This is a genomic window from Nitrincola tibetensis, from assembly GCF_003284585.1.
GTDB classification, from domain to species: domain Bacteria; phylum Pseudomonadota; class Gammaproteobacteria; order Pseudomonadales; family Balneatricaceae; genus Nitrincola; species Nitrincola tibetensis.
In genome coordinates, this window is sequence record NZ_QKRX01000001.1 from 203,769 (window position 1) to 224,490 (window position 20,722).

The following is a 20,722-nucleotide window of genomic DNA, read 5'->3' on the forward strand; positions in this document are numbered from 1 at the left end:
ATGTGCACCTTATTCAGTGATGCTCTACACTGTACCGGAGTTTTATATGCATGCCGATGAAGTAAAAAAAATTATTGAAAGTCAGTTAGATGGTTGTGAAGTTTATACTGCAGGTGAAGGCTGTGACTTCCAAATTACTGTAGTAGGTTCTGTTTTTTCTGGACTGTCTCCTGTTAAAAAACAACAACTGGTTTATGGTTGTTTGAATAAAGAAATCGCAAGTGGTGCAATACATGCCATCACAATCAAAACCTATACCCCAGAGCAATGGGCCGATATCGCAGGTTAAGCGATTAAACAGGATTTTAAATGGATAAGTTACTCATTGAAGGCGGCGCCTGTCTAAATGGCGAGGTTTGGATTTCAGGTGCCAAAAACTCGGCGCTGCCTATTCTTGCAGCTTCAATTCTGTCAGATGAGCCAATCAATATTACCAATCTCCCTGATTTGCATGATATCTCAACTATGCTTGAGTTGCTGCGTAAGATGGGAGCTGAAATCAGCCGAGATGAAAAGTTTAGCGTTGTTATTAATACAGGTTCGCTAAACTCGGTCGTGGCACCTTATGACCTCGTCAAAACGATGAGGGCATCTATTTTGGTGCTGGGCCCTCTGTTGGCGCGTTATGGTAAGGCCGAAGTGTCGTTGCCTGGCGGATGTGCAATTGGTAGTCGTCCTGTCGATCTTCACCTCCGTGGTCTAGAGGCCATGGGGGCAAAAATTGAAGTAGACGGCGGCTATATTCGAGCCAGTTGTGACGGGCCCTTAAAAGGGGGACGAGTCTTTTTTGATACAGTCACTGTCACCGGAACCGAAAACATCTTGATGGCCGCCACCCTAGCTGATGGTCAAACTCTAATCGAAAATGCCGCGCGTGAGCCCGAGATTGTGGACTTAGCGAATTGCTTAAATGCAATGGGTGCCGATATCACCGGCGCAGGTACTGACATGATTACGGTTAGGGGAGTTAAATCCTTAAAAGGCTGTCGCTATCCAGTTATGGCAGATCGCATCGAAACCGGAACTTTTCTAGTTGCAGCAGCTGCGACGGGTGGTCGTGTCAAAGCTTTGCATACGCGCCCTGATACGCTTGATGCAGTCTTGCAAAAGTTGGAAGAGGCGGGTGCTCATGTCACAGTGGGCGATGATTGGATTGAGTTGGACATGCAAGGGCGCCGACCTAAGGCTGTGAATATAACAACGGCCCCCTATCCAGGTTTCCCAACTGACATGCAAGCTCAGTTTGCGGCGATGAATGCTGTCGCTATCGGTGTTGGGATCATAAAGGAAACCATCTTTGAAAATCGCTTTATGCACATGCAAGAGATGATTCGATTAGGTGCAGATATCACTATTGATGGCAAGTCAGCCATTATTGAAGGTGTTAAGCGCTTAAAAGCTGCACCGGTTATGGCGACAGATCTGCGCGCATCGGCAAGCTTGGTAATAGCGGGCTTGGTTGCCGAAGGTGATACCTTAATTGATCGCATTTACCATATTGATCGTGGCTACGAATCGATTGAAGAAAAGTTCCGTGCACTGGGTGCAGGTATACGGCGTATTAAAGCTTAAGAGAGAAGGTTATGACGCAACAGCTTACGATTGCCCTGTCAAAAGGCAGGATCTTAGAAGAAACTCTGCCTTTATTGGCGGCTGCTGATATTTTTCCTGCTGAGGATATATCACGCAGTCGTAAGCTGATCTTTGATACGAACCATCCTCATATCCGCTTAATGGTGATTCGTGCGACTGACGTTCCAACCTATGTGGAATACGGTGGTGCGGATATGGGGGTGTCGGGTAAAGATGTCCTCATGGAGCATGGTGGTCAGGGTTTGTATGAGCCCTTAGATTTAGAAATCTCTCGATGTAAGTTGATGGTCGCAGGCCTCAAAAATGCGGGGCGTGTTGAGGGACGGATGCGTGTTGCGACAAAGTTTGTCAATGTTACCCGTGAATACTATGCCCGCTTAGGAACGCAGGTTGATATCATTAAATTGTATGGCGCAATGGAATTGGCACCTGTAATGGGTCTTGCGGATCGAATCGTAGACATTGTCGATACCGGAAATACACTCAGAGCCAATGGCTTAGAGGCGATGGAGCATATTGCGGATATAAGTTCGCGCCTTGTTGTTGGGCAACCTGCAATGAAAATGAAGTATGAGCTCATTCAGCCGATCATTGAGCAAATGAGAGCGGCCGTAATTGCTAAACGAGAGGGTTTATAAATGACGCAAGTGTCTATCAAACGTTTGTCCTCCTCACAAAGCGATTTTGCGCAGCAGTTAGATGCGTTGCTGGCGTGGGAATCTGTGTCTGATAAGCGTGTTAATCAAGTGGTTGAGGATGTTATTACTCAAGTGAAAGCTAGAGGTGATCAAGCTTTGGTTGACTATACCAATCAGTTTGATCGCATGCAGGCTCAGAGCATGGCTGAGCTAGAACTTTCAACTGAGCGCTTAGCAAAGGCATTACATGATTTGCCTGCTGAGCAGCGTGCGGCCTTAGAAGCGGCTGCCACACGGGTCAGTCAGTATCACGAACGTCAGAAAAGCGACTCCTGGCGTTATGTTGAAGCAGATGGGACGCATCTGGGTCAACAAGTGACGCCTATGGATCGAGTGGGTATTTATGTGCCTGGTGGTAAAGCTGCTTACCCGTCTTCTGTTTTAATGAATGCTCTGCCTGCAAAAGTGGCAGGTGTGAATGAAATTATTATGGTGGTTCCCACTCCAGATGGTGTTGTCAATGAGTTGGTTTTAGCGGCTGCAGCGTTAGCAGGCGTTGATCGTGTTTTCACCATTGGTGGAGCACAAGCCGTCGCAGCCTTAGCATATGGTACCGAAACCGTTCCGAAAGTGGATAAGATCGTTGGGCCTGGCAATATTTATGTTGCCACAGCAAAACGTGCTGTTTTTGGTGCAGTCGGCATCGATATGATAGCCGGGCCATCCGAGATTTTGGTCATTTGCGATGGGAAAACAAACCCTGATTGGATCGCGATGGACTTGTTTTCTCAAGCGGAGCATGACGAAGATGCGCAGTCCATTTTATTATGCCCCGATGAGCATTATTTGAATGAAGTTCAGTCCAGTATCGAAAAACTCCTGCCTACAATGGAGCGTCAAGCGATTATTAAAACGTCACTTGAAACGCGTGCGGCATTGATATTAGTGGCAGATTTGGCAGAGGCTGCACACATCAGTAATCGCATAGCACCGGAGCATTTAGAGCTTTCTGTCGAGGATCCAGAAGCTTTGTTGCCTTCGATTCGTCATGCGGGTGCCATTTTCATGGGGCGTTACACGGCTGAAGCTCTTGGCGATTATTGCGCCGGGCCGAATCATGTTCTTCCAACCTCAGGTACGGCGCGCTTTTCTTCGCCCTTAGGTGTGTATGATTTCCAGAAGCGTTCGTCTTTAATTATGTTTTCACCGGAAGGCGCATCTGAAATGGGCAAGGTTGCTTCTATTCTTGCACGTGGTGAAAGTCTAACGGCTCACGCCCGCTCAGCTGAGTATCGTATTCTCGATTAAGTCTATCTATGATTCAAGACTTCAGATTCCTTTAACGAATCTGAGGTCTTTCTCCGATCGTAGCGATCAACGACATTTCTCTTCCATCGCGTAAAATCTCCATTCTTGCTTTTTCACCAGGTCGTATTCTTGCTATACGGTTCATCGTCAGGCGTGCGGTCGAAGGTGGTTCTCCATTCAATGCCAGTAAAATATCACCCGGTTGCAGGCCTGCTTGATGTGCCGGCCCATTTCTAAAAATTCCCGCTATAATCAGTCCTTGGCGGTCCGTTACATCAAATGATTCGGCTAGAATCGGAGTTAGTTCTTGAACCTCTATGCCAAGCCAGCCACGGATGACTCGACCGTGCTCAATTAAGTCTTGCATGACTTTTCGAGCGACTGACGCTGGAATGGCAAAGCCTATGCCATGTGAGCCACCGGATTGGGAGAAAATAGCGGTATTAATGCCCAATAAATTACCGTCTGGATCGATTAGTGCACCCCCTGAGTTCCCGGGGTTGATGGCTGCATCGGTTTGAATGAAGTTTTCGTAAGTGTTCAGGCCGATACTGTTACGACCAATAGCACTGATGATGCCCATTGTGACGGTTTGCCCTACGCCGAACGGGTTTCCAATCGCTAATACCACATCACCGACTCTTAAATGGGCATCTGATGTGCTAAGTGTGATGCTAGGGAGGTCGGTCAGGTTAATTTTTAAAACGGCAAGGTCAGTTTCAGGGTCGCTACCTATGACAGTTGCAATGGACTCTCGTCCATCTTGTAGCGATACAATAATCGTGTCAGCACCGCTGATGACATGATTATTGGTAACCACGTACCCTTGGCGGCTGATGATAACCCCTGATCCCAAACTGGACTGGATTCGCTCTTGCTGTTGGGGTAGGCGTTCTTGATTAAAAAATTGGCGAAAAAATGGATCTGCAATCAATGGATTGTTGTTTTCACGAACGACGGTTTGCGTAAAAATATTGACTACCGCTGGTGACGCACGATCAACAGCATCTGCATAGGAAATACGCTTGATACTATGCGTTTGCTCAGGAATAAAGGTTTCACGAATCTCGACTTTATTCACTTCTTGCACATTGAAATTAGGCAGGAACTGTAAGATCAACAGGGCAGCAAGGATACCTGTTAGAATGGGCCAGCCGAGGAAACTAAACTTTTTCATCGTTCCTTATCTGCGTATGAATTTGTTACATTATACGAGTTGTTTAACTAAATTGGGACGTCTAGGCCATGAATAATCCGGTAATCGAGCGAGATGCATTGTTGAAGTACTGCCATGAACTGTTAAGAGTGGATCGCTTCAAGGATTATTGTCCTAATGGCTTACAGGTTCAGGGGGGGGCACATGTGCGCAAAATCATGACGGGAGTAACGGCATGCCAAGCGCTCATTGATGAAGCCGTAGCTTGGGGAGCCGATATGCTATTGGTTCATCATGGTTATTTTTGGAAGGGTGAATCTGAAGTCATCACCGGCATAAAGTATCAGCGCCTAAAAACCTTGCTTTCTCATGATATTAACTTGGTTGCTTACCATTTACCCTTAGATGCTCATCCTGAGTTGGGCAATAATGCTCAGCTTGCAAATAAGCTAGGGTTTGTTGTTGAGACATCCATGGAGCCAGACAATCCTTTCGCAGTAGGAAATATTGGCTCTCTCGAAGAATCACTTGAATTGAGTCTGTTTTCCCAGCATCTAGCAAAGGTGTTGCAACGTGCACCTCAAGTTATTGCTGGGGGCTCGCATCCTGTGAATAAGGTTGCTTGGTGCACCGGAGCTGCAGACAAAATGATTGAGAGTGCGTATGCGTTGGGTGCAGATACTTATATCAGTGGTGAGATATCTGAACCTGTTGTTCATTTTGCACGTGAAGCAGGTATACATTACATTGCGGCAGGGCATCATGCGACTGAGCGATACGGCATTCAAGCCCTAGGCCAGCACTTGGCTGGCCATTGGGGAATAGAGCATAAGTTTGTCGATATTGATAACCCGGTTTAGCGCTTGCTTTCATTTCCTTCGTCATGAAGGCCTGGATCGGGTTGAGGAGGAACTGTTATCTCGTCCTTCTTTTTCAAACCATAGCTGCTTGAAAGAGTACCTTCTTCATTAGGCGCCTTAGGTGCGTAATCACGTGGTGCCTCGATAGCGTTTGCCTCATCTTTAGAGCGGGTATCATCCGTTGCTTTAATTTCGTCTGGCTGCGCGTCGGGTATCAAGGCTTCAACCTGCTTTGGCTGCAAAGACGCATGAAGAGAATTACCCGCCGCTTGGTTTGGACAGAGTGTCTGTGCCCCAGAAGCCAGATGTTCATGAACTTTTCGATATTGTTCTGTCAAGTTGTTCACGAGTTCGGCTGTCGTTTCAAAATGTGATGTGACTTCCTGCTTGTATCGGTGTAGTTCAGTTTTGGTTTGCTTGATTTCGTCGGCTGTTTCTATTTTTTGCTTGCTGCTTCCTTTGGAAAAGCCGAGCATATAGCCAATCATAGCGCCAATAACTAGGGCAATAAGAGTGATTATCCAGATAGTTTCCTGTTCCACTAGAAGTTCCTCTTCGGAGAGTCGTCGTTAAATTCAGTAAAATGCATAATATCAGATTCAACACTTAAGTGTTGTGTCTAATCAAGCAATTAAGCTATTTTTTCTTGATAGTATTTTAGCTTTCGCGTGCTGATGAGGGTTGCCAAAGAATCTCATGGCCTCCTTTTTCTCTGGCTAAAAAACGTGCCGTAACAAAAAGGTAATCCGATAAACGATTTAGGTAAGCGGCACCCATCGGATTGATTGTTTCATCTTCGATACTGGCCAATTCAACCATACGGCGCTCTGATCGACGACAAACTGTACGAGCAAGATGAGCTGCCGCCGCTGCTCGATTTCCACCAGGTAGAATAAACTCTTTCAAAGGAGGGAGTTCATCATTTAATAGATCGAGCCAATGCTCTAAACGATTGACTGTTTCCAGCTGAATGACGGTGTAACTTTTGTCTGCAATCGCAAGTTCTCCTCCTAAATCAAACAGGTCGTTTTGGACTGTTTGTAGGTTGCCTCGCAGAGGATGAGAGCTTTCTAATTCGCTAATCAGTAAACCAATTAAACTGTTAAGCTCATCGACATCACCAAGGGCCTCAATTCTGGGGTGGTACTTCGGCACGCGTGAACCATTTGCCAGTCCAGTGGTGCCTTTATCACCACTGCGGGTGTAAATCCGGGTTAAGCGATCAGCCATTGTTTGCTCTCCTTGGTGTTTATTAAAGTAGCTTGCGTGCAGGGATGCATATTTGTGGATCGGGCGTTAAATTTAACGAAGGGTTTTTGTTTGGATAGGGTAGGTTGTTTAGGATATAACGCATTGCATTGAGCCTCGCACGCTTTTTATCATCGGATAAGAGTGTGATCCAAGGAGAGTCGGCGGTATCGGTGTGTCGAAACATTGCTTCTTTTGCATCGGTATAGGCGTCCCATTTATCCAACGAAGCCATATCAATTGGTGAAAGTTTCCACTGTTTAAGAGGATCTGTTTTACGTGATTGAAAACGTTGAAACTGCTCATCTCGACTGACTTCGAACCAGAGTTTAAATAATCGGATACCACTACGAACTAACATGCGTTCTAGATCGGGAGTATCCCGCATAAACTCTAAATATTCTGATGGACTACAAAATCCCATGACGCGTTCAACGCCAGCGCGGTTGTACCATGAACGGTCGAATAGAAGCATTTCGCCTGAGGTGGGCAGTTGCTTAATGTAGCGTTGAAAATACCACTGTCCCGATTCGACATTTGAAGGTTTTTCAAGCGCAATGATACGGGCGTGGCGAGGGTTTAAATGCTCCATGAAGCGTTTTATAGTGCCGCCTTTCCCAGCCGCATCGCGCCCTTCAAAAATGATCACTACACGCTGCCCCGTTTCTCGAACCCAACTCTGAACTTTTAAAAGTTCAATTTGCAGGGCTTTTTTCTCTTTTTCATACTCTTTACGCGAGAGTTTTTTAGAATAAGGATGATTCATGCTTCGCTCTTGTTTGTTGGTCGCGATTCTAATTTAGATAGTGACATGCCTTGTATCTTAGCGTAAAGCTCGGCGTTCATGGGAACATCTAAATTTAAATGTTTGGCTTCTTTACAAATATAGCCTGTCATATCGTCAATTTCTGTTTTTTTATTGGCGCGTATATCTTGCAGCATAGATGAATGGTTCTCTGCAGTTTTAAGCGCAATATCACATGTAAGCTCAAACAGGGGCGGTGAAAAAGGCCGCATACCTTTAAGCGCGGATAGCGCTTCAATTTCTTGGCAAACCTGCTGCATTTGTATTTTGAGTTCAGGCTTGTCTAGCAGTTGACCATTTTTACAGCCCCAATAGGCGGTTAAAGGGTTTATGGCGCAATTGATGGCCAGTTTTTTCCAAAGTACATGATCAATGTTGTCGCTTAGAACGATTTGAGGGCGTAAGCGTGACCAGCCATCAGGAAACTCTTCAGCATGTGGTTGCATTGAGCCAATTAAAGTCGTGCCCTCGCTTACACACTCGATGGTGTAAGGGGAGTGTCTCCAAGCGCCAGCCGTTGTTGATGCAAGCCAAATGGGGAGGTGAGGGTAGGTTTTAATCAGTTGTTGTTGATGCCCATACCCATTTTGCAATAATACAATTTGGCAGCTATGGCTGAGTCGGTGAGCTACAGATGCGACGGCAGAAAGAGTATCATAGCTTTTAGTGGTGATCAGTAAATGCTGAATAGGGGTGGTTTCAGTTGCACTTTCGACCTTAACATTGATCGAGTGAGTTTGAAATTGTGTTTTGATCTTGATTAACTGATCATAAGGCGCTTGCAGCGTGCGATTAATCAAGGTTACGTTCAGGTCAGCCTGGCGCATTCGCAGTGCCCAAAGACAGCCAATCGCGCCAGCGCCAAGAATATGCCAGTTCATTACAGTTCCCGATAATTTAACGTATCGTATAAGTTAACACAAAGGAGATAAATTATGCCTTCATTTGATGTGGTTTCCGAGCTGGATTCCCATGAAGTGACCAATGCGGTAGATCAAGCAAATCGTGAAATTCAAAGTCGTTATGACTTCAAAGGTGTAAAAGCTGATTTTGAGTTGCAAGATGATACGGTCAATATGACAGCAGAAGTTGATTTTCAATTACAGCAGATGATCGACGTTTTACGCAACAAACTAACGTCACGAAAGATTGATATACGTTGCATGGAAGTGAAAGATCCAGACTTGAGTGGGGTTAGAGCGCGTCAGCAGGTTGTGTTGCGCCAAGGGCTTGATCAAGCCTTATGTAAAAAGATCACCAAGTTGGTTAAAGATACCAAGATGAAAGTGCAAGCTCAGGTTCAAGGAGAGAAGGTTCGTATCACGGGTAAAAAGCGCGATGACTTGCAGGAGGCAATGGCGTTGCTAAGAGAATCCAATCTTGAGTTGCCAGTGCAATTCAATAACTTTCGAGATTGATCACCTTTTGAAAGTGTCACGTTGTATCTCAACATGCCCAAGCTAGGGTATGTTGAGAAACGTTACGCGGCACGATTAGATGCGTAAACCGCCATCTACTTCGAAGCAACGTCCATTTACGTAATCATTTTCAAGAATGAACGTAACAGTTGACGCGATTTCTTCAGGTTTGCCAAGGCGTTTTGCTGGAATGCCTGCCGCGATCTTTTCGAGCGCTTCAGGTTTCATGCTCATGACCATCTCAGTGCCAATGTAGCCAGGTGCAATTGATGCTGCACGGATGCCGTAGCGAGACAGTTCTTTTGCCCAAGTCACAGCCATGGCTTGAACGCCTGCTTTAGTGGCCGTGTAATTGGTTTGGCCCATGTTGCCTGAACGAGACACAGACGAAATATTCACGATGCAGCCTGGGGTGCCAAGCTCAATCATTTTGCAGGCTGCTTCACGACCGCAAAGGAATGTACCTGTTAAATTGACATCCATTACCAGATTCCACTGATCCATTGTCATTTTAGCAGCGACTTTTCCATCTTTGACTTTGATGAATAGACCGTCGCGTGTGATGCCTGCATTATTGACAAGCCCATGTAGGGTGCCAAAGTCGCTGACAACATCATCAAAAAGTTTCTCGACATCCGCCTCGACCGATACGTTGGCAATATAGCCGCGCGCTTCTGAGCCTAATTCGGCACAGAGTCCGATGGTTTCATCCAGATCTTGCTGGTTTAAATCAGCCAGTGCCAATTTAGCTCCTTTACTGGCCAGTTCAAGCGCCATTGCGCGTCCTAAACCACGTCCGCCACCGGTGATGACGATCACTTTATCTTGCAGATCCATAATAATGTACCTAGTTGGTTGAACATGTCTCTATTGTGCGACGCAAAATGCTGCAGCGCAACAAATATTCTGTTATAACACGCTCATCTTTTGGTCGAATTTGAAATAAGGGAAAATACCTATATAGGGAGCGTCTTCGTTTTAGCAAAACTTCGCGTAAACTCTTGCTTAATTTTAGGGCAGGGCGTCGTCGCATTTAGAGCTTCTGCGATCATCGCTTGATTCACTCTTGCGAATGTGATCCACTGCATTGGATACATGCAAAGAGGCTATTTATGCGTTATATATTTTTACTCTTCATCATTATTCCAATTATTGAAATTACCTTGCTGATTAACGTCGGCCAGATGATTGGAATTTTCTATACGATTGGTTTGGTCCTACTGTCAGCGTTCATTGGCGTTAATATGTTACGAATTCAAAGTCTAAGTACTTTGATGAAGGCTCAAGAGCGGATGAACCAAGGTGAGATACCCGGAAAAGAAATGGCTGAGGGGGTGGTGCTTGCCGTGGGAGGAGCCTTGCTTGTCACCCCAGGATTTGTCACAGATGTTATTGGTTTTTGTTGCCTGATTCCGTGGAGCCGTGCCGTTATCGTTCGTTTTCTTAGCCAGCGCTTTCATGTCATTGCGTCGCGCCAGAGCGTCCACACTAGTTACACTGAAACATCCTCTAGACCCTCTCACACATCCCAAGGTGCATCAGGGGATGTGATTGATGGAGAGTACACGCGTAAAGAATAATTTTTTGATGCGCCATTGAAAAAGTCAGTGGCTCCCCCCATATACCCCATCAGAGCTTAAGACTGACAGTAAAGTTAAATTTTTTTAACTTTAGCCATTGAAAAAAAGATGTCTGACCTTATTTATCAGGCATCCATTAATGGAAACTGTCAGTCATTGACATTAAACCAAATAACATCGCTTTAGATCCTAACTACCAGGAGATATACCAGATGAACATTCGTCCACTTCACGATCATGTCGTCGTACGTCGCAGCGAAGAGGAAAAGACCACTGCAGGCGGCATCGTACTGCCAGGCTCTGCAGCTGAAAAACCAAATCGCGGTGAAGTTCTTGCCGTTGGACCAGGTCGTACATTGAATAATGGAGAAATCCAAGCTTCCTCTGTCAAAGTTGGCGATACAGTATTATTCGGTCAATATGCCCGTTCAAACGTAGTGAAAATCGATGGCGAAGAACTGATGATTCTTCAAGAAAGTGAAATCTTCGCAGTTGTTGAAAAATAATAGCACTTTCTATCGCTTAACGTTTTTTATCTGACACCGAATTTATTATAGGATTCTGAATAATGGCTGCTAAAGAAGTACGTTTTGGTAATGATGCCCGTCAGCGCATGCTCGCTGGTGTGAATATTCTTGCTGATGCAGTAAAAACCACCTTAGGACCTAAGGGTCGTAACGTTGTTCTTGAAAAATCCTTTGGCTCACCAACCATCACGAAAGATGGTGTGTCTGTTGCCAAAGAAATCGAACTGAAAGATAAGTTCGAGAATATGGGCGCGCAGATGGTTAAAGAAGTCGCGTCTAAAGCCAATGATGTTGCGGGTGATGGCACAACAACCGCTACTGTTTTGGCACAAGCTATTGTGAATGAAGGGCTTAAGTCTGTCGCGGCAGGTATGAACCCAATGGACCTTAAGCGTGGTATTGATAAGGCGGCCGCTGCAGTTGTTGAAGAACTGCGTAAAATGGCGGTTCCTTGCACGGACTATAAAGCGATTGCTCAGGTCGGTACCATCTCTGCAAACTCTGACGCCGAAGTCGGTCGTATCATTGCAGAAGCGATGGAGCGAGTAGGAAAAGAAGGCGTTATCACGGTTGAAGAAGGCTCTGGTTTTGATAATGAGTTAGATGTTGTTGAAGGTATGCAGTTTGATCGTGGCTACCTGTCACCTTACTTCATCAACAACCAAGAAACTATGTCAGCTGAACTAGATGACCCGTTCATTCTGCTGGTTGATAAGAAAGTTTCCAACATTCGTGAACTTCTGCCTGTTCTTGAGCAGGTTGCTAAATCCTCACGTCCTTTATTGATCGTGTCCGAAGATGTTGAAGGCGAAGCCTTAGCGACGCTTGTCGTAAACAACATGCGTGGCATTGTTAAGGTAGCGGCTGTTAAAGCGCCAGGATTTGGTGATCGTCGTAAAGCAATGCTGCAAGATATTGCTGTTCTAACAGGCGGAGAAGTGATCTCTGAAGAAGTTGGCTTGTCTCTAGAGCAAACAGGTCTTGAGCATTTGGGGACGGCTAAGCGTGTTAGCATCACCAAAGAAAATACGACCATCGTTGATGGTGCTGGCTCACAAGCTCAGATTGAAGCACGTGTTGCACAAATTCGTGTTCAAATCGAAGAAACATCTTCAGATTATGACCGTGAAAAACTGCAAGAACGTGTTGCTAAATTAGCGGGCGGTGTTGCTGTTATCAAAGTCGGTGCTGGCACCGAAGTTGAAATGAAAGAGAAGAAAGCGCGCGTCGATGATGCTCTTCATGCAACACGTGCAGCCGTTGAAGAAGGTGTAGTACCTGGCGGTGGTGTGGCGTTGATTCGTGCACTTGATAACGTCGGCAAGCTGCAAGGCGATAACCATGATCAAACAATCGGTATCGAATTGGCTTTCCGTGCACTTGAAGCGCCGATTCGTCAAATCGTTGCAAACGCGGGTGGCGAAGGCTCTGTAGTGGTTTCTAAAATCCGTGAAGGCAGTGGTTCTTTCGGTTTTAATGCGGCAACAGATGAGTATGGTGACATGCTAGAAATGGGCATCATCGATCCTGCTAAAGTAACCCGTGCAGCGCTTCAAGCAGCAGCATCTATCGCAGGCCTGATGATCACCACTGAAGCTATGATTGCTGACCTGCCAGAAGACAAGTCTTCAATGCCTGATATGGGTGGCATGGGTGGAATGGGCGGTATGGGCGGAATGATGTAGTGCGACGAGAGTCGCGTAGGTAGCTAGCCTAACGGAACTACTCCTGTACTCGCCACTTCGTTTGGTGAGTACACCCAGTCCGTAGAGAATAGCAATATAAATACCCGGTGTCCGGGCTGCATTAAGCCCGGATATCGGACTACCTTGATAAGGTGGTACCAATTCGGTATTGGTGTAGCCAATATCTTTCCATCTGTAAAGATGAAATGGTATCCATACCAAAGGTTCAGATTATTTGAATCGGACGGTAGGGGTCATCGCGTCTTAAATGCTTAGCTGGTTCCCTCCGGCGTAAGCCATTTCTGTCATTGTCTCACCATTCGGGTAACTGAATTGGTAGCGAGACCTGTTGTTCAGCCAATAGTAGCCTAAGGATAGTGCATCGCTGGTAACGGCGTTGTGCGAAGCTTCCTGACAACGTAACCCCACATTTGTGGTGCATTCTGACTGTGAGGTCGGATGTAGATTTTGCGAGCAACACGCAAATGAGGTGCAAGGCTGAGTGGTATGGTTAACATAAGTGAACTGCTGATAAACACCGTCATCCGCAAAGAGCTAAAAGTTGCTGACAAGCTCTGACCAAAATGGTACGTGGTCGGTTATTCCTCTTACATCTGGGAATACGCTGACAAAATGACCACCGGTGGATAAGCAGAACCTAACCCATTCATGTGACAGGTATGGAACTCGGTAAGCCCGTATCTTCGCCCTGTGGCAGGTGATCCGTAAGGTGAGCTGTTGAGGGTGCGGGTAGAGGAGGTTGGAAAAAGCAAATGCTCAGCTGTAATGGCTGGGATAGGGGTTCTAACTTTGCCCTGGCCGGAAACGGTGCCCACTTCCAACTGGTCTTTAATCGCGTAACGGCTTGTAAAGCCATCAAATGAAGTAGCGACTGTTCGCAGTTCTAACTTTAATAATATCCCTCGTGGGACAGTGTTTACACTTCCCGCGAGGGAAGATGTGTGCACGTTTCTCCGAGGTACAATGGAGAGCAGCAAGATGTGTACTTCAAACGGAGTACCTGCGTTCTCCCACCTTGTCAGCGGATGGCATTCGATTGATTGGGAATCCAGTCATCGTAAGGTGAGAGGGCTACAGGTACGCATCGCGAAAGCGGCAAAGCACCAGCAGTGGCGTAAGGTTAAATGCTTGCAACGTATGCTGGTTCGTTCGTTCTCAGCCAAAGTATTGGCCGTAAAACGAGTGACTGAAAACTGGGGACGAAAAACTCCCGGTGTCGATGGCGAAACATGGGACACCCCATACGCCAAATGGAAAGCTGTGCACTGTCTGGAGCGTAATGGCTATAAGCCTAGACCGCTTCGGCGAGTGTACATACCTAAGAGCAATGGCAAAAGTCGACCTCTAGGTATACCGACGATGTTAGACAGAGCAATGCAGGCATTATACCTGCTTGCTTTGGAACCAGTGTCGGAAACAATAGCAGACCGTAACTCTTATGGCTTTCGACCACTGCGCTCTACGGCAGATGCGATTGAGCAATTGTTCGTCAATCTCAGTCGGGCTAATTCGGCCAAGTGGGTGTTGGAGGGCGATATTAAAGGGTGTTTCGACAATATCGATCATAACTGGCTGATCGAAAACGTTCCATTGGATCGTGGGATAGTCAGGAAATGGTTGAAGGCAGGGTACATGGAATCCGGCCAGTTGTTCCCAACCGAGGCGGGAACTCCACAAGGAGGTATTATCTCGCCAGTATTGGCCAATATTGCGCTTGATGGTTTGGAAAAGGTGTTAGAAGCCCTATTTGGGAAGAAAAACACCAAAGCCAGCTACAAGACAAAGGTCAATTATGTGCGGTACGCCGACGACTTTGTTATTACAGGTATCTCGAAAGAGCTACTAGTGAATGAGGTGCAACCAGTCGTAGAAGCCTTTATGGCAGAACGTGGTTTGACTCTTTCAGCAGAGAAAACGGTTATAACGCATGTGTCGGAAGGGTTTGACTTTCTGGGTCAGAATGTCAGGAGTTATAAAGGCAAGCTGTTAATTAAGCCTGCCCATAAAAACCTGAAATCATTTTTGGCTAAGATCAGGCAAATAGTGAAAGGAAATAAAACAGTTCCAACTTGGCAACTGATAGATCTACTTAATCCAGTAATTAGGGGTTGGGCAAATTATCACCGCCATATTGTGGCTAAAGAAACCTTTAACTATGTGGACTATCGTATCTGGAAAATGCTGTGGCAGTGGTGCAGACGGCGACATCTTAATCGTCGTAAACGCTGGATCAAGGATAAGTACTTTAAGCGCGTTGGAAAACGTAACTGGGTATTTTCAGATCACTATCCAAGTGGAAAGCTAGCCACTCTGCTATATGCAAATGACACGCCGATAAAGCGGCACACGAAAATCAAGGCAGAAGCGAATCCGTATCTTCCGGAGTTCGAAACCTACTTTGAACAGCGTTTGGAGTATGTGTGGAGAAATTCGGAACAAGGTAAGCGAAAAACCTATACGCTTTGGAATCGACAGCAGAAACGTTGCCCGATGTGCAAGCAATTGATTACGTTCGAGACGGGGTGGAATATCCATCACATTATCGAGCGGCACAAGGGTGGTGATCACAAGCTGGAGAACCTAGTGTTGCTGCATCCAAATTGTCATCGTAAACTTCATGCTAAATCAGGTATGATGACCGCTGGCTTTATTAGTAAATGAGGCTTTTAAAGGCTTGAGCCGTATGCGGGGAAACTCGCACGTACGGTTCTTAGGGGAGGGGTGACCAGTAATGGTTGCTTTTTACCCGACATATCGCCTTCGCTAGTCTTTTCTGACTGAAAAAAAGCTCTGCATCTGATAATCTGATACGCCTTAAGTATCTTTATCAGGTGCGGAGCTTTTTGCATTATGGCTCTAGTTAACAATGGCCAGTATTTGGCAATGGGAGTTAAGAGTTCATGAGTAAACGACAAGAACCTCAACTAAATATCGAACGGCTGAAAGATCGCTCAGAAGATGCGATTAGTATTTTGCGTGCGGATCTCCAACTGATTAAGCAGCAGCAAAAGCGTGGCTACAGTGCTTTTCTTCTACTACTGATACTGCTGTTGTTGGTGGCGGTGGGCGGACTGGGCTGGAAGCTTGAAGGGTTAAAAGACGAGCTTAGCCGACAGCAAGAAGTATGGGCATCAACACAAGCCGATCTTGAAGTGCAGTTGCAAAGGCTTGATCAAAACCTGTCAGAAAGCCAGCAAGTGGTCGATGTAACAGAGGCATCATTTGCTGATATGCTGGCCAGTGTCGAAACGGCATCGGCTGAAAATTATGGCTATTTAAATTCTGAAGTCATCAAAATATGGGATCAGATGCTACGGCTTCGTCCAGAAGATATTGGACATATGCAAGCATCCTTAATACAACAAGAAGCCGCACTAGAGGCAGTCAACCAGTCAGTTAAACAACTGCAAATGAGCAATGCGGATGTCGCTCTTTTAAGCAATAAGATCGATAGACTTGAAGAGCGTTTTACTCAAAATCCAATTGATGAGGTATTGAATCAGCTTCGTGATCAAGTCATTGAAATAACTGTTACCTTGGAGCAATTACCGAGCGTTGCTGAGGTAAGTGACATGAAGGATAGGCTTGATACATTAAATGAAGCCGCCGAGGGAAAAGAAGTGATCGATCTAGAGCCCTTATCTCGACGTCTTGATGAGATCTCGCGTAAGCTACAAGCTCAAGAAACTCAATTGGCCTCTCAAGTAACACAACTGCAAACCTATCAGCGTAGAACGGATCAGCGTTTGGCTGGGCTGAGTAATTCCTCACCTTCTGTCCCTGTTGGTTTGGAGACAAAAGTGAATCAGCACGAGATTGCTATTCAAGCCATCGATGGCTCAAGAATCCAGATAAGTCGTGATATTTTACAGCTACGAGAGCAGCTCAATCGTATACAATTACGATTAGAGCAAATGAATTAAGTGAGTGAATGCTTTTAGCAGGCACTTGGGTTTGTGCCCAATGTAAATGTATTTAAAATGATGAGTAGATAAATGATACGACAGCCAGAGCTTTTGTCTCCAGCGGGGACACTCAAAAACATGAAATATGCCTTCGCCTATGGTGCGGATGCAGTATACGCTGGCCAGCCACGTTATAGCTTGCGTGTTCGAAATAATGATTTTAATCATGACCACTTGGCTGAAGGAATTTCGATTGCTCATCAGTTAGGTAAGAAATTTTTTGTTGCTAGCAATATTTTGCCCCACAACTCCAAGCTTAAAACCTATATGGATGACATCACGCCCGTGATTGAAATGGGGCCTGATGCGCTGATTATGTCAGACCCTGGTTTGATCATGATGGTAAAAGACCGCTTTCCTGATGTACCTATTCACTTGTCTGTTCAAGCCAATACAATGAACTGGGCGAGTGTTAAGTTTTGGCACCGTATGGGTATTGAGCGAGTGATCCTTTCTCGAGAATTATCGCTCGATGAAGTTGAAGAAATACGCCAGCGCTGTCCTGAAATGGAAATAGAGGTGTTCGTTCACGGCTCTTTATGTATCGCCTATTCGGGTCGCTGCTTATTGTCAGGGTATATCAATCATCGAGATCCTAACCAAGGGACTTGCACGAATGCGTGTCGCTGGAAGTATGATGCGCATGAGGCAAAGCAAGATGATTCTGGAGATATTGTTCCGGTTCAGCAATTTGAGCCTGATCAAAAGCCGAGTGAACAAATCTTTTTGCTACAGGAACAGTCCCGCCCAGATGATTATATGCCCGCATTTGAGGATGAGCACGGAACCTATATCATGAACTCAAAGGATCTTAGGGCCATACAGCATGTGCATCGACTTGCTTCCATGGGCGTTGATTCCCTGAAGATTGAAGGTCGTACTAAATCACACTACTATGTCGCCAGAACAGCACAAGCCTATCGTCGTGCTATTGACGATGCGGTTGCTGGAAAGCCTTTCGATATGGAACTAATGGATGTATTGGAGAACCTCGCGAATCGTGGCTACACCGAAGGCTTTTATCGCCGCCACGTTCATGATCAGTATCAAAACTACGAGACAGGCAACTCTGTTGGTGTTCACCAGCAGTTCGTCGGTGAAATTATAGAGCATGATACTCATCACGGACGTTTAGTGGTGGATGTGAAAAACCGTTTTGAGCGAGGCGATACGCTAGAGTTAATGACGCCTGCAGGTAATCATCGTTTCCGCTTAGACGAGCTTTTATCCGCAAAGGGCGCTAGCATTGAAGCGGCCCCAGGTTCTGGCCATCGCGTTATGTTCCCCATGAACTTAGAGGGTGATATGACCTACGCACTTTTGATGCGAGACCTTCCCAACGCACCGGCCCGAAATTAAGAGTCCAATGGCAAAATCTTACGATTTCATAAGGGCTGTAAGGCCCTTTTCATTTCCAGTTGCACTGATTACCTGTGGTCTAGGTGTTTTGATGGCATTTTTGGATGGCGTCTGGAGCCCGTCAAGGGCAGGACTGATTCTTGTGGCCGGTGTGCTGCTTCAAGCTGGTGTTAATTTAATTAATGATTACGCCGATTTGACGACACATCCACAGCTTAGTGATAAGAAGGCCTCTAGTCTCTTGGCGACCCGCCAGATTGTTCGTAATTTTCAGTTAGGCTTGCTCGCCATCCTATTGGCGGCTGCCATAGGTTTTTATTTAGTGATTGAATCGGATCCACTCTTATTGTGGATTTGTGTGATCGGCTTTATTGGCTGTTTGGGGTATACCTTGCCACCCTTATCCTTTAAGCACCGCGGATTGGGCGTTATCTTGGTCTTTTGGTTGATGGGAGTCCTAATGGTTAAGGGCAGCTATTTAGCCTTAGGGGCGAGTTTTAATCCCCAGGTAGTCTTAATGTCTTTGCCGATCAGTTGCTTAGTGTCACTGCTACTGCTGAGTAACGAGCTGCGTGATTATGAGGTCGATTCTGCTCAACGTATCACAACGCTCGCGGTCAAAATTGGCTACGAAAAAGCGCAGTGGCTATATATAGGCCTATTGATTGCTTCGGTATTGGTCAGTTTGGCATTATGGTTGTCTGGGCTTTTACCGACACCTTACTGGTTAGTGTTGAGTCTACCTTTTCTTGTCAAACCACTCAGGTTGCTCGGTGCAGAGCCTGCCGTTCGTATTGGGCTAACACCCGCCACGGCTCGTTTTTTGTTATTATATGGTCTGTGCTTTGCAATGACGTTGGTACAACCTATTTTGATAGCCGTTTTCTATTAGCTTTATACTAATACCTGACAGGCAGTTGTTCGAATTTAGGGTATAATCACGCCCCTATGACGCGTCGATACTCTGCGCATCTGTCGAAGAACCACCTGTCAATTTAATGTAACAGCCCGATTGGAGACTCCCAATGAGCGTTATCCGTCAAGATGATTTCATTAATAGCATTGCTGATGCACTGCAATTTATATCCTACTATCACCCGATTGATTTTGTAAAAGCAGTGCATGAAGCATATCAGCGTGAGGAAAATCCTGCGGCCAAAGATGCAATGGCGCAGATTTTAATTAACTCACGTATGTGTGCTGAAGGTAAACGCCCTATCTGTCAAGATACGGGAATCGTGACGGTTTTTCTTAAAGTCGGTATGAATGTTCAGTGGGACGCCAAAATGAATGTGACCGATATGGTCAATGAAGGTGTCCGTCGAGCGTACTTGAATCCCGATAATGTTTTGCGTGCTTCAATATTGGCCGATCCAGCAGGAAAGCGTCAGAACACCAAAGATAATACTCCGGCCGTCATCCATTATGAGATTGTCGAAGGTGATGAAGTTGAAGTTCATGTGGCTGCAAAAGGCGGTGGTTCTGAAAACAAATCTAAAATGGCAATGCTGAATCCGTCAGACAGTATCGTTGATTGGATTGTGAAAACTGTTCCAACCATGGGAGCGGGTTGGTGTCCGCCAGGAATGCTCGGAATAGGCATTGGTGGAACCGCGGAGAAAGCAGCGGTGATGGCGAAAGAATCCTTGATGGATCCTATCGATATTCATGAGATTCGCGAGCGCGGTCCACAAAATCGTGTGGAAGAGTTGCGTTTAGAAATCATGGATAAGGTCAATGCTCTAGGGATTGGTGCCCAAGGTTTGGGTGGATTGACAACCGTATTGGATATTAAAATTAAAGATTACCCAACTCATGCAGCCTCTTTGCCAGTATGTATGATTCCAAACTGTGCAGCGACACGTCATGCTCATTTTACACTTGATGGTTCTGGCCCGGCTGTATTAACACCACCGAGTTTGGAAGACTGGCCAGAAGTGACCTTTGAGGTGGGCAGCAATACTCGCCGTGTTAATCTTGATGAAGTGACGCCTGAAGAAGTCGCAACTTGGCAGGTAGGCGAAACGGTTTTGTTGAACGGTAAAATGCTGACAGGACGTGATGCCGCCCATAAGAAGATGATCGAGATGCTTAACAATGGCGAAGATTTGCCCGTCGATCTGAAAGGCCGTTTCATTTACTACGTTGGACCTGTTGACCCAGTTCGCGACGAAGTGGTTGGTCCTGCTGGCCCTACAACCTCTACACGTATGGATAAATTTACGCGTCAGATCCTCGAAACAACGGGTCTGCTGGGAATGATTGGCAAGTCTGAGCGTGGGCCTGTCGCAATTGATGCGATTCGGGATAGTAAAGCGGTTTACTTGATGGCAGTGGGTGGGGCTGCTTACTTAGTATCGAAAGCAATTGTCGGTGCCAAGGTGCTTGCTTTTCCGGAGTTAGGAATGGAAGCGATTTACGAGTTTGAAGTGAAGGATATGCCTGTGACGGTTGCGGTTGACGTCAAGGGTGAGTCTGTTCATAACACGGGTCCTGCTAAGTGGAAGGACATTATCGCTCACCAAAAAGCGTAATGCTTTACGCAATCTGCTGCAGTGA

General features: G+C 46.0%; 21 protein-coding genes. 14 read left to right on the forward strand and 7 right to left on the reverse strand.

Features of this window, described 5'->3' with window-relative positions; genetic code table 11:
• Positions 1 to 46 precede the first annotated feature (46 nt).
• The 4 genes from DN062_RS01025 to hisD are packed head-to-tail and all read left to right on the forward strand — an operon-like array spanning position 47 to position 3,539.
• Positions 47 to 289, forward strand: a complete 243-nt coding sequence (locus DN062_RS01025; protein ID WP_112156704.1) for a BolA family protein — start codon at positions 47 to 49, stop codon at positions 287 to 289.
• Positions 290 to 309: 20 nt separating this feature from the next.
• Complete coding sequence (gene murA / locus DN062_RS01030) at positions 310 to 1,572, forward strand: UDP-N-acetylglucosamine 1-carboxyvinyltransferase (protein WP_112156707.1); 1,263 nt, start codon at positions 310 to 312, stop codon at positions 1,570 to 1,572.
• A gap of 11 nt (positions 1,573 to 1,583) precedes the next feature.
• A complete protein-coding gene (gene hisG, locus DN062_RS01035) occupies positions 1,584 to 2,231 on the forward strand; it encodes an ATP phosphoribosyltransferase (RefSeq protein WP_112156709.1) in 648 nt (215 codons plus the stop codon).
• Entirely contained in the window at positions 2,232 to 3,539 is a 1,308-nt protein-coding gene (gene hisD, locus DN062_RS01040) for a histidinol dehydrogenase (protein WP_112156711.1), read from the forward strand.
• A 31-nt stretch (positions 3,540 to 3,570) separates the two neighbouring features.
• Here the strand turns inward: hisD and DN062_RS01045 are convergent, their stop codons facing one another.
• Positions 3,571 to 4,716: a trypsin-like peptidase domain-containing protein gene (locus tag DN062_RS01045; RefSeq protein WP_112156713.1), complete on the reverse strand. Its 1,146-nt coding sequence runs from the start codon at positions 4,714 to 4,716 to the stop codon at positions 3,571 to 3,573.
• Positions 4,717 to 4,784: 68 nt separating this feature from the next.
• Between DN062_RS01045 and DN062_RS01050 the strand changes: the two genes are divergently transcribed.
• Positions 4,785 to 5,555 carry a Nif3-like dinuclear metal center hexameric protein gene (locus tag DN062_RS01050; protein ID WP_112156716.1) on the forward strand — a complete coding sequence of 257 codons (771 nt, stop codon included), beginning with the start codon at positions 4,785 to 4,787 and terminating at the stop codon, positions 5,553 to 5,555.
• Here the strand turns inward: DN062_RS01050 and DN062_RS01055 are convergent.
• The 4 genes from DN062_RS01055 to DN062_RS01070 form a co-directional block, all read right to left on the reverse strand.
• Positions 5,552 to 6,097 carry a Z-ring associated ZapG family protein gene (locus DN062_RS01055; RefSeq protein ID WP_112156719.1) on the reverse strand — a complete coding sequence of 182 codons (546 nt, stop codon included), beginning with the start codon at positions 6,095 to 6,097 and terminating at the stop codon, positions 5,552 to 5,554. The genes DN062_RS01050 and DN062_RS01055 overlap by 4 nt on opposite strands.
• A 115-nt stretch (positions 6,098 to 6,212) precedes the next feature.
• Positions 6,213 to 6,785 carry a cob(I)yrinic acid a,c-diamide adenosyltransferase gene (locus tag DN062_RS01060; RefSeq protein WP_112156721.1) on the reverse strand — a complete coding sequence of 191 codons (573 nt, stop codon included), beginning with the start codon at positions 6,783 to 6,785 and terminating at the stop codon, positions 6,213 to 6,215.
• A 22-nt stretch (positions 6,786 to 6,807) separates the two neighbouring features.
• Complete coding sequence (ppk2, locus tag DN062_RS01065) at positions 6,808 to 7,569, reverse strand: polyphosphate kinase 2 (protein ID WP_112156724.1); 762 nt, start codon at positions 7,567 to 7,569, stop codon at positions 6,808 to 6,810.
• The gene (locus tag DN062_RS01070; RefSeq protein ID WP_112156726.1) at positions 7,566 to 8,489 is read right to left on the reverse strand and encodes a ketopantoate reductase family protein; all 924 of its coding nucleotides are present in this window, start codon (positions 8,487 to 8,489) and stop codon (positions 7,566 to 7,568) included. Before DN062_RS01070 ends, ppk2 begins: the two co-directional genes overlap by 4 nt.
• A 54-nt stretch (positions 8,490 to 8,543) precedes the next feature.
• Between DN062_RS01070 and DN062_RS01075 the strand changes: the two genes are divergently transcribed.
• Positions 8,544 to 9,026 carry a YajQ family cyclic di-GMP-binding protein gene (locus DN062_RS01075; RefSeq protein ID WP_112156728.1) on the forward strand — a complete coding sequence of 161 codons (483 nt, stop codon included), beginning with the start codon at positions 8,544 to 8,546 and terminating at the stop codon, positions 9,024 to 9,026.
• A gap of 75 nt (positions 9,027 to 9,101) precedes the next feature.
• On the opposite strand, the gene DN062_RS01080 is transcribed toward DN062_RS01075, so the two are convergent.
• Entirely contained in the window at positions 9,102 to 9,863 is a 762-nt protein-coding gene (locus DN062_RS01080) for an SDR family oxidoreductase (RefSeq protein WP_112156730.1), read from the reverse strand.
• Positions 9,864 to 10,138: 275 nt separating this feature from the next.
• Between DN062_RS01080 and DN062_RS01085 the strand changes: the two genes are divergently transcribed.
• The 3 genes from DN062_RS01085 (at position 10,139) to groL (ending at position 12,818) form a co-directional block, all read left to right on the forward strand.
• A complete protein-coding gene (locus DN062_RS01085) occupies positions 10,139 to 10,606 on the forward strand; it encodes an FxsA family protein (protein ID WP_112156732.1) in 468 nt (155 codons plus the stop codon).
• A 212-nt stretch (positions 10,607 to 10,818) separates the two neighbouring features.
• Positions 10,819 to 11,112 carry a co-chaperone GroES gene (locus tag DN062_RS01090; RefSeq protein WP_112156734.1) on the forward strand — a complete coding sequence of 98 codons (294 nt, stop codon included), beginning with the start codon at positions 10,819 to 10,821 and terminating at the stop codon, positions 11,110 to 11,112.
• A 62-nt stretch (positions 11,113 to 11,174) separates the two neighbouring features.
• Positions 11,175 to 12,818: a chaperonin GroEL gene (gene groL, locus DN062_RS01095; RefSeq protein WP_112156736.1), complete on the forward strand. Its 1,644-nt coding sequence runs from the start codon at positions 11,175 to 11,177 to the stop codon at positions 12,816 to 12,818.
• Between the two features lie 608 nt (positions 12,819 to 13,426).
• Here groL and DN062_RS18500 read toward each other — a convergent pair.
• Positions 13,427 to 13,786, reverse strand: coding sequence for a hypothetical protein (locus tag DN062_RS18500; protein ID WP_156460548.1), 360 nt, complete (start codon positions 13,784 to 13,786; stop codon positions 13,427 to 13,429).
• 31 nt (positions 13,787 to 13,817) lie between these two features.
• Here DN062_RS18500 and ltrA point away from each other — a divergent pair, with 31 nt between their 5' ends.
• From ltrA to DN062_RS01120, 5 genes are all read left to right on the forward strand, one after another.
• On the forward strand, positions 13,818 to 15,500 hold the full coding sequence (gene ltrA, locus DN062_RS01100) for a group II intron reverse transcriptase/maturase (protein ID WP_112156738.1): 1,683 nt from the start codon (positions 13,818 to 13,820) through the stop codon (positions 15,498 to 15,500).
• A 239-nt stretch (positions 15,501 to 15,739) separates the two neighbouring features.
• Positions 15,740 to 16,762, forward strand: coding sequence for a coiled-coil domain-containing protein (locus DN062_RS01105; protein WP_112156740.1), 1,023 nt, complete (start codon positions 15,740 to 15,742; stop codon positions 16,760 to 16,762).
• Between the two features lie 75 nt (positions 16,763 to 16,837).
• On the forward strand, positions 16,838 to 18,163 hold the full coding sequence (gene trhP / locus DN062_RS01110; protein WP_112157157.1) for a prephenate-dependent tRNA uridine(34) hydroxylase TrhP: 1,326 nt from the start codon (positions 16,838 to 16,840) through the stop codon (positions 18,161 to 18,163).
• 7 nt (positions 18,164 to 18,170) lie between these two features.
• On the forward strand, positions 18,171 to 19,055 hold the full coding sequence (locus DN062_RS01115) for a prenyltransferase (protein ID WP_112156742.1): 885 nt from the start codon (positions 18,171 to 18,173) through the stop codon (positions 19,053 to 19,055).
• 133 nt (positions 19,056 to 19,188) lie between these two features.
• Positions 19,189 to 20,697 (forward strand): fumarate hydratase, encoded by a 1,509-nt coding sequence (locus DN062_RS01120; protein WP_112156744.1) that lies wholly within the window; start codon positions 19,189 to 19,191, stop codon positions 20,695 to 20,697.
• The last annotated feature ends 25 nt before the right edge of the window (positions 20,698 to 20,722 follow it).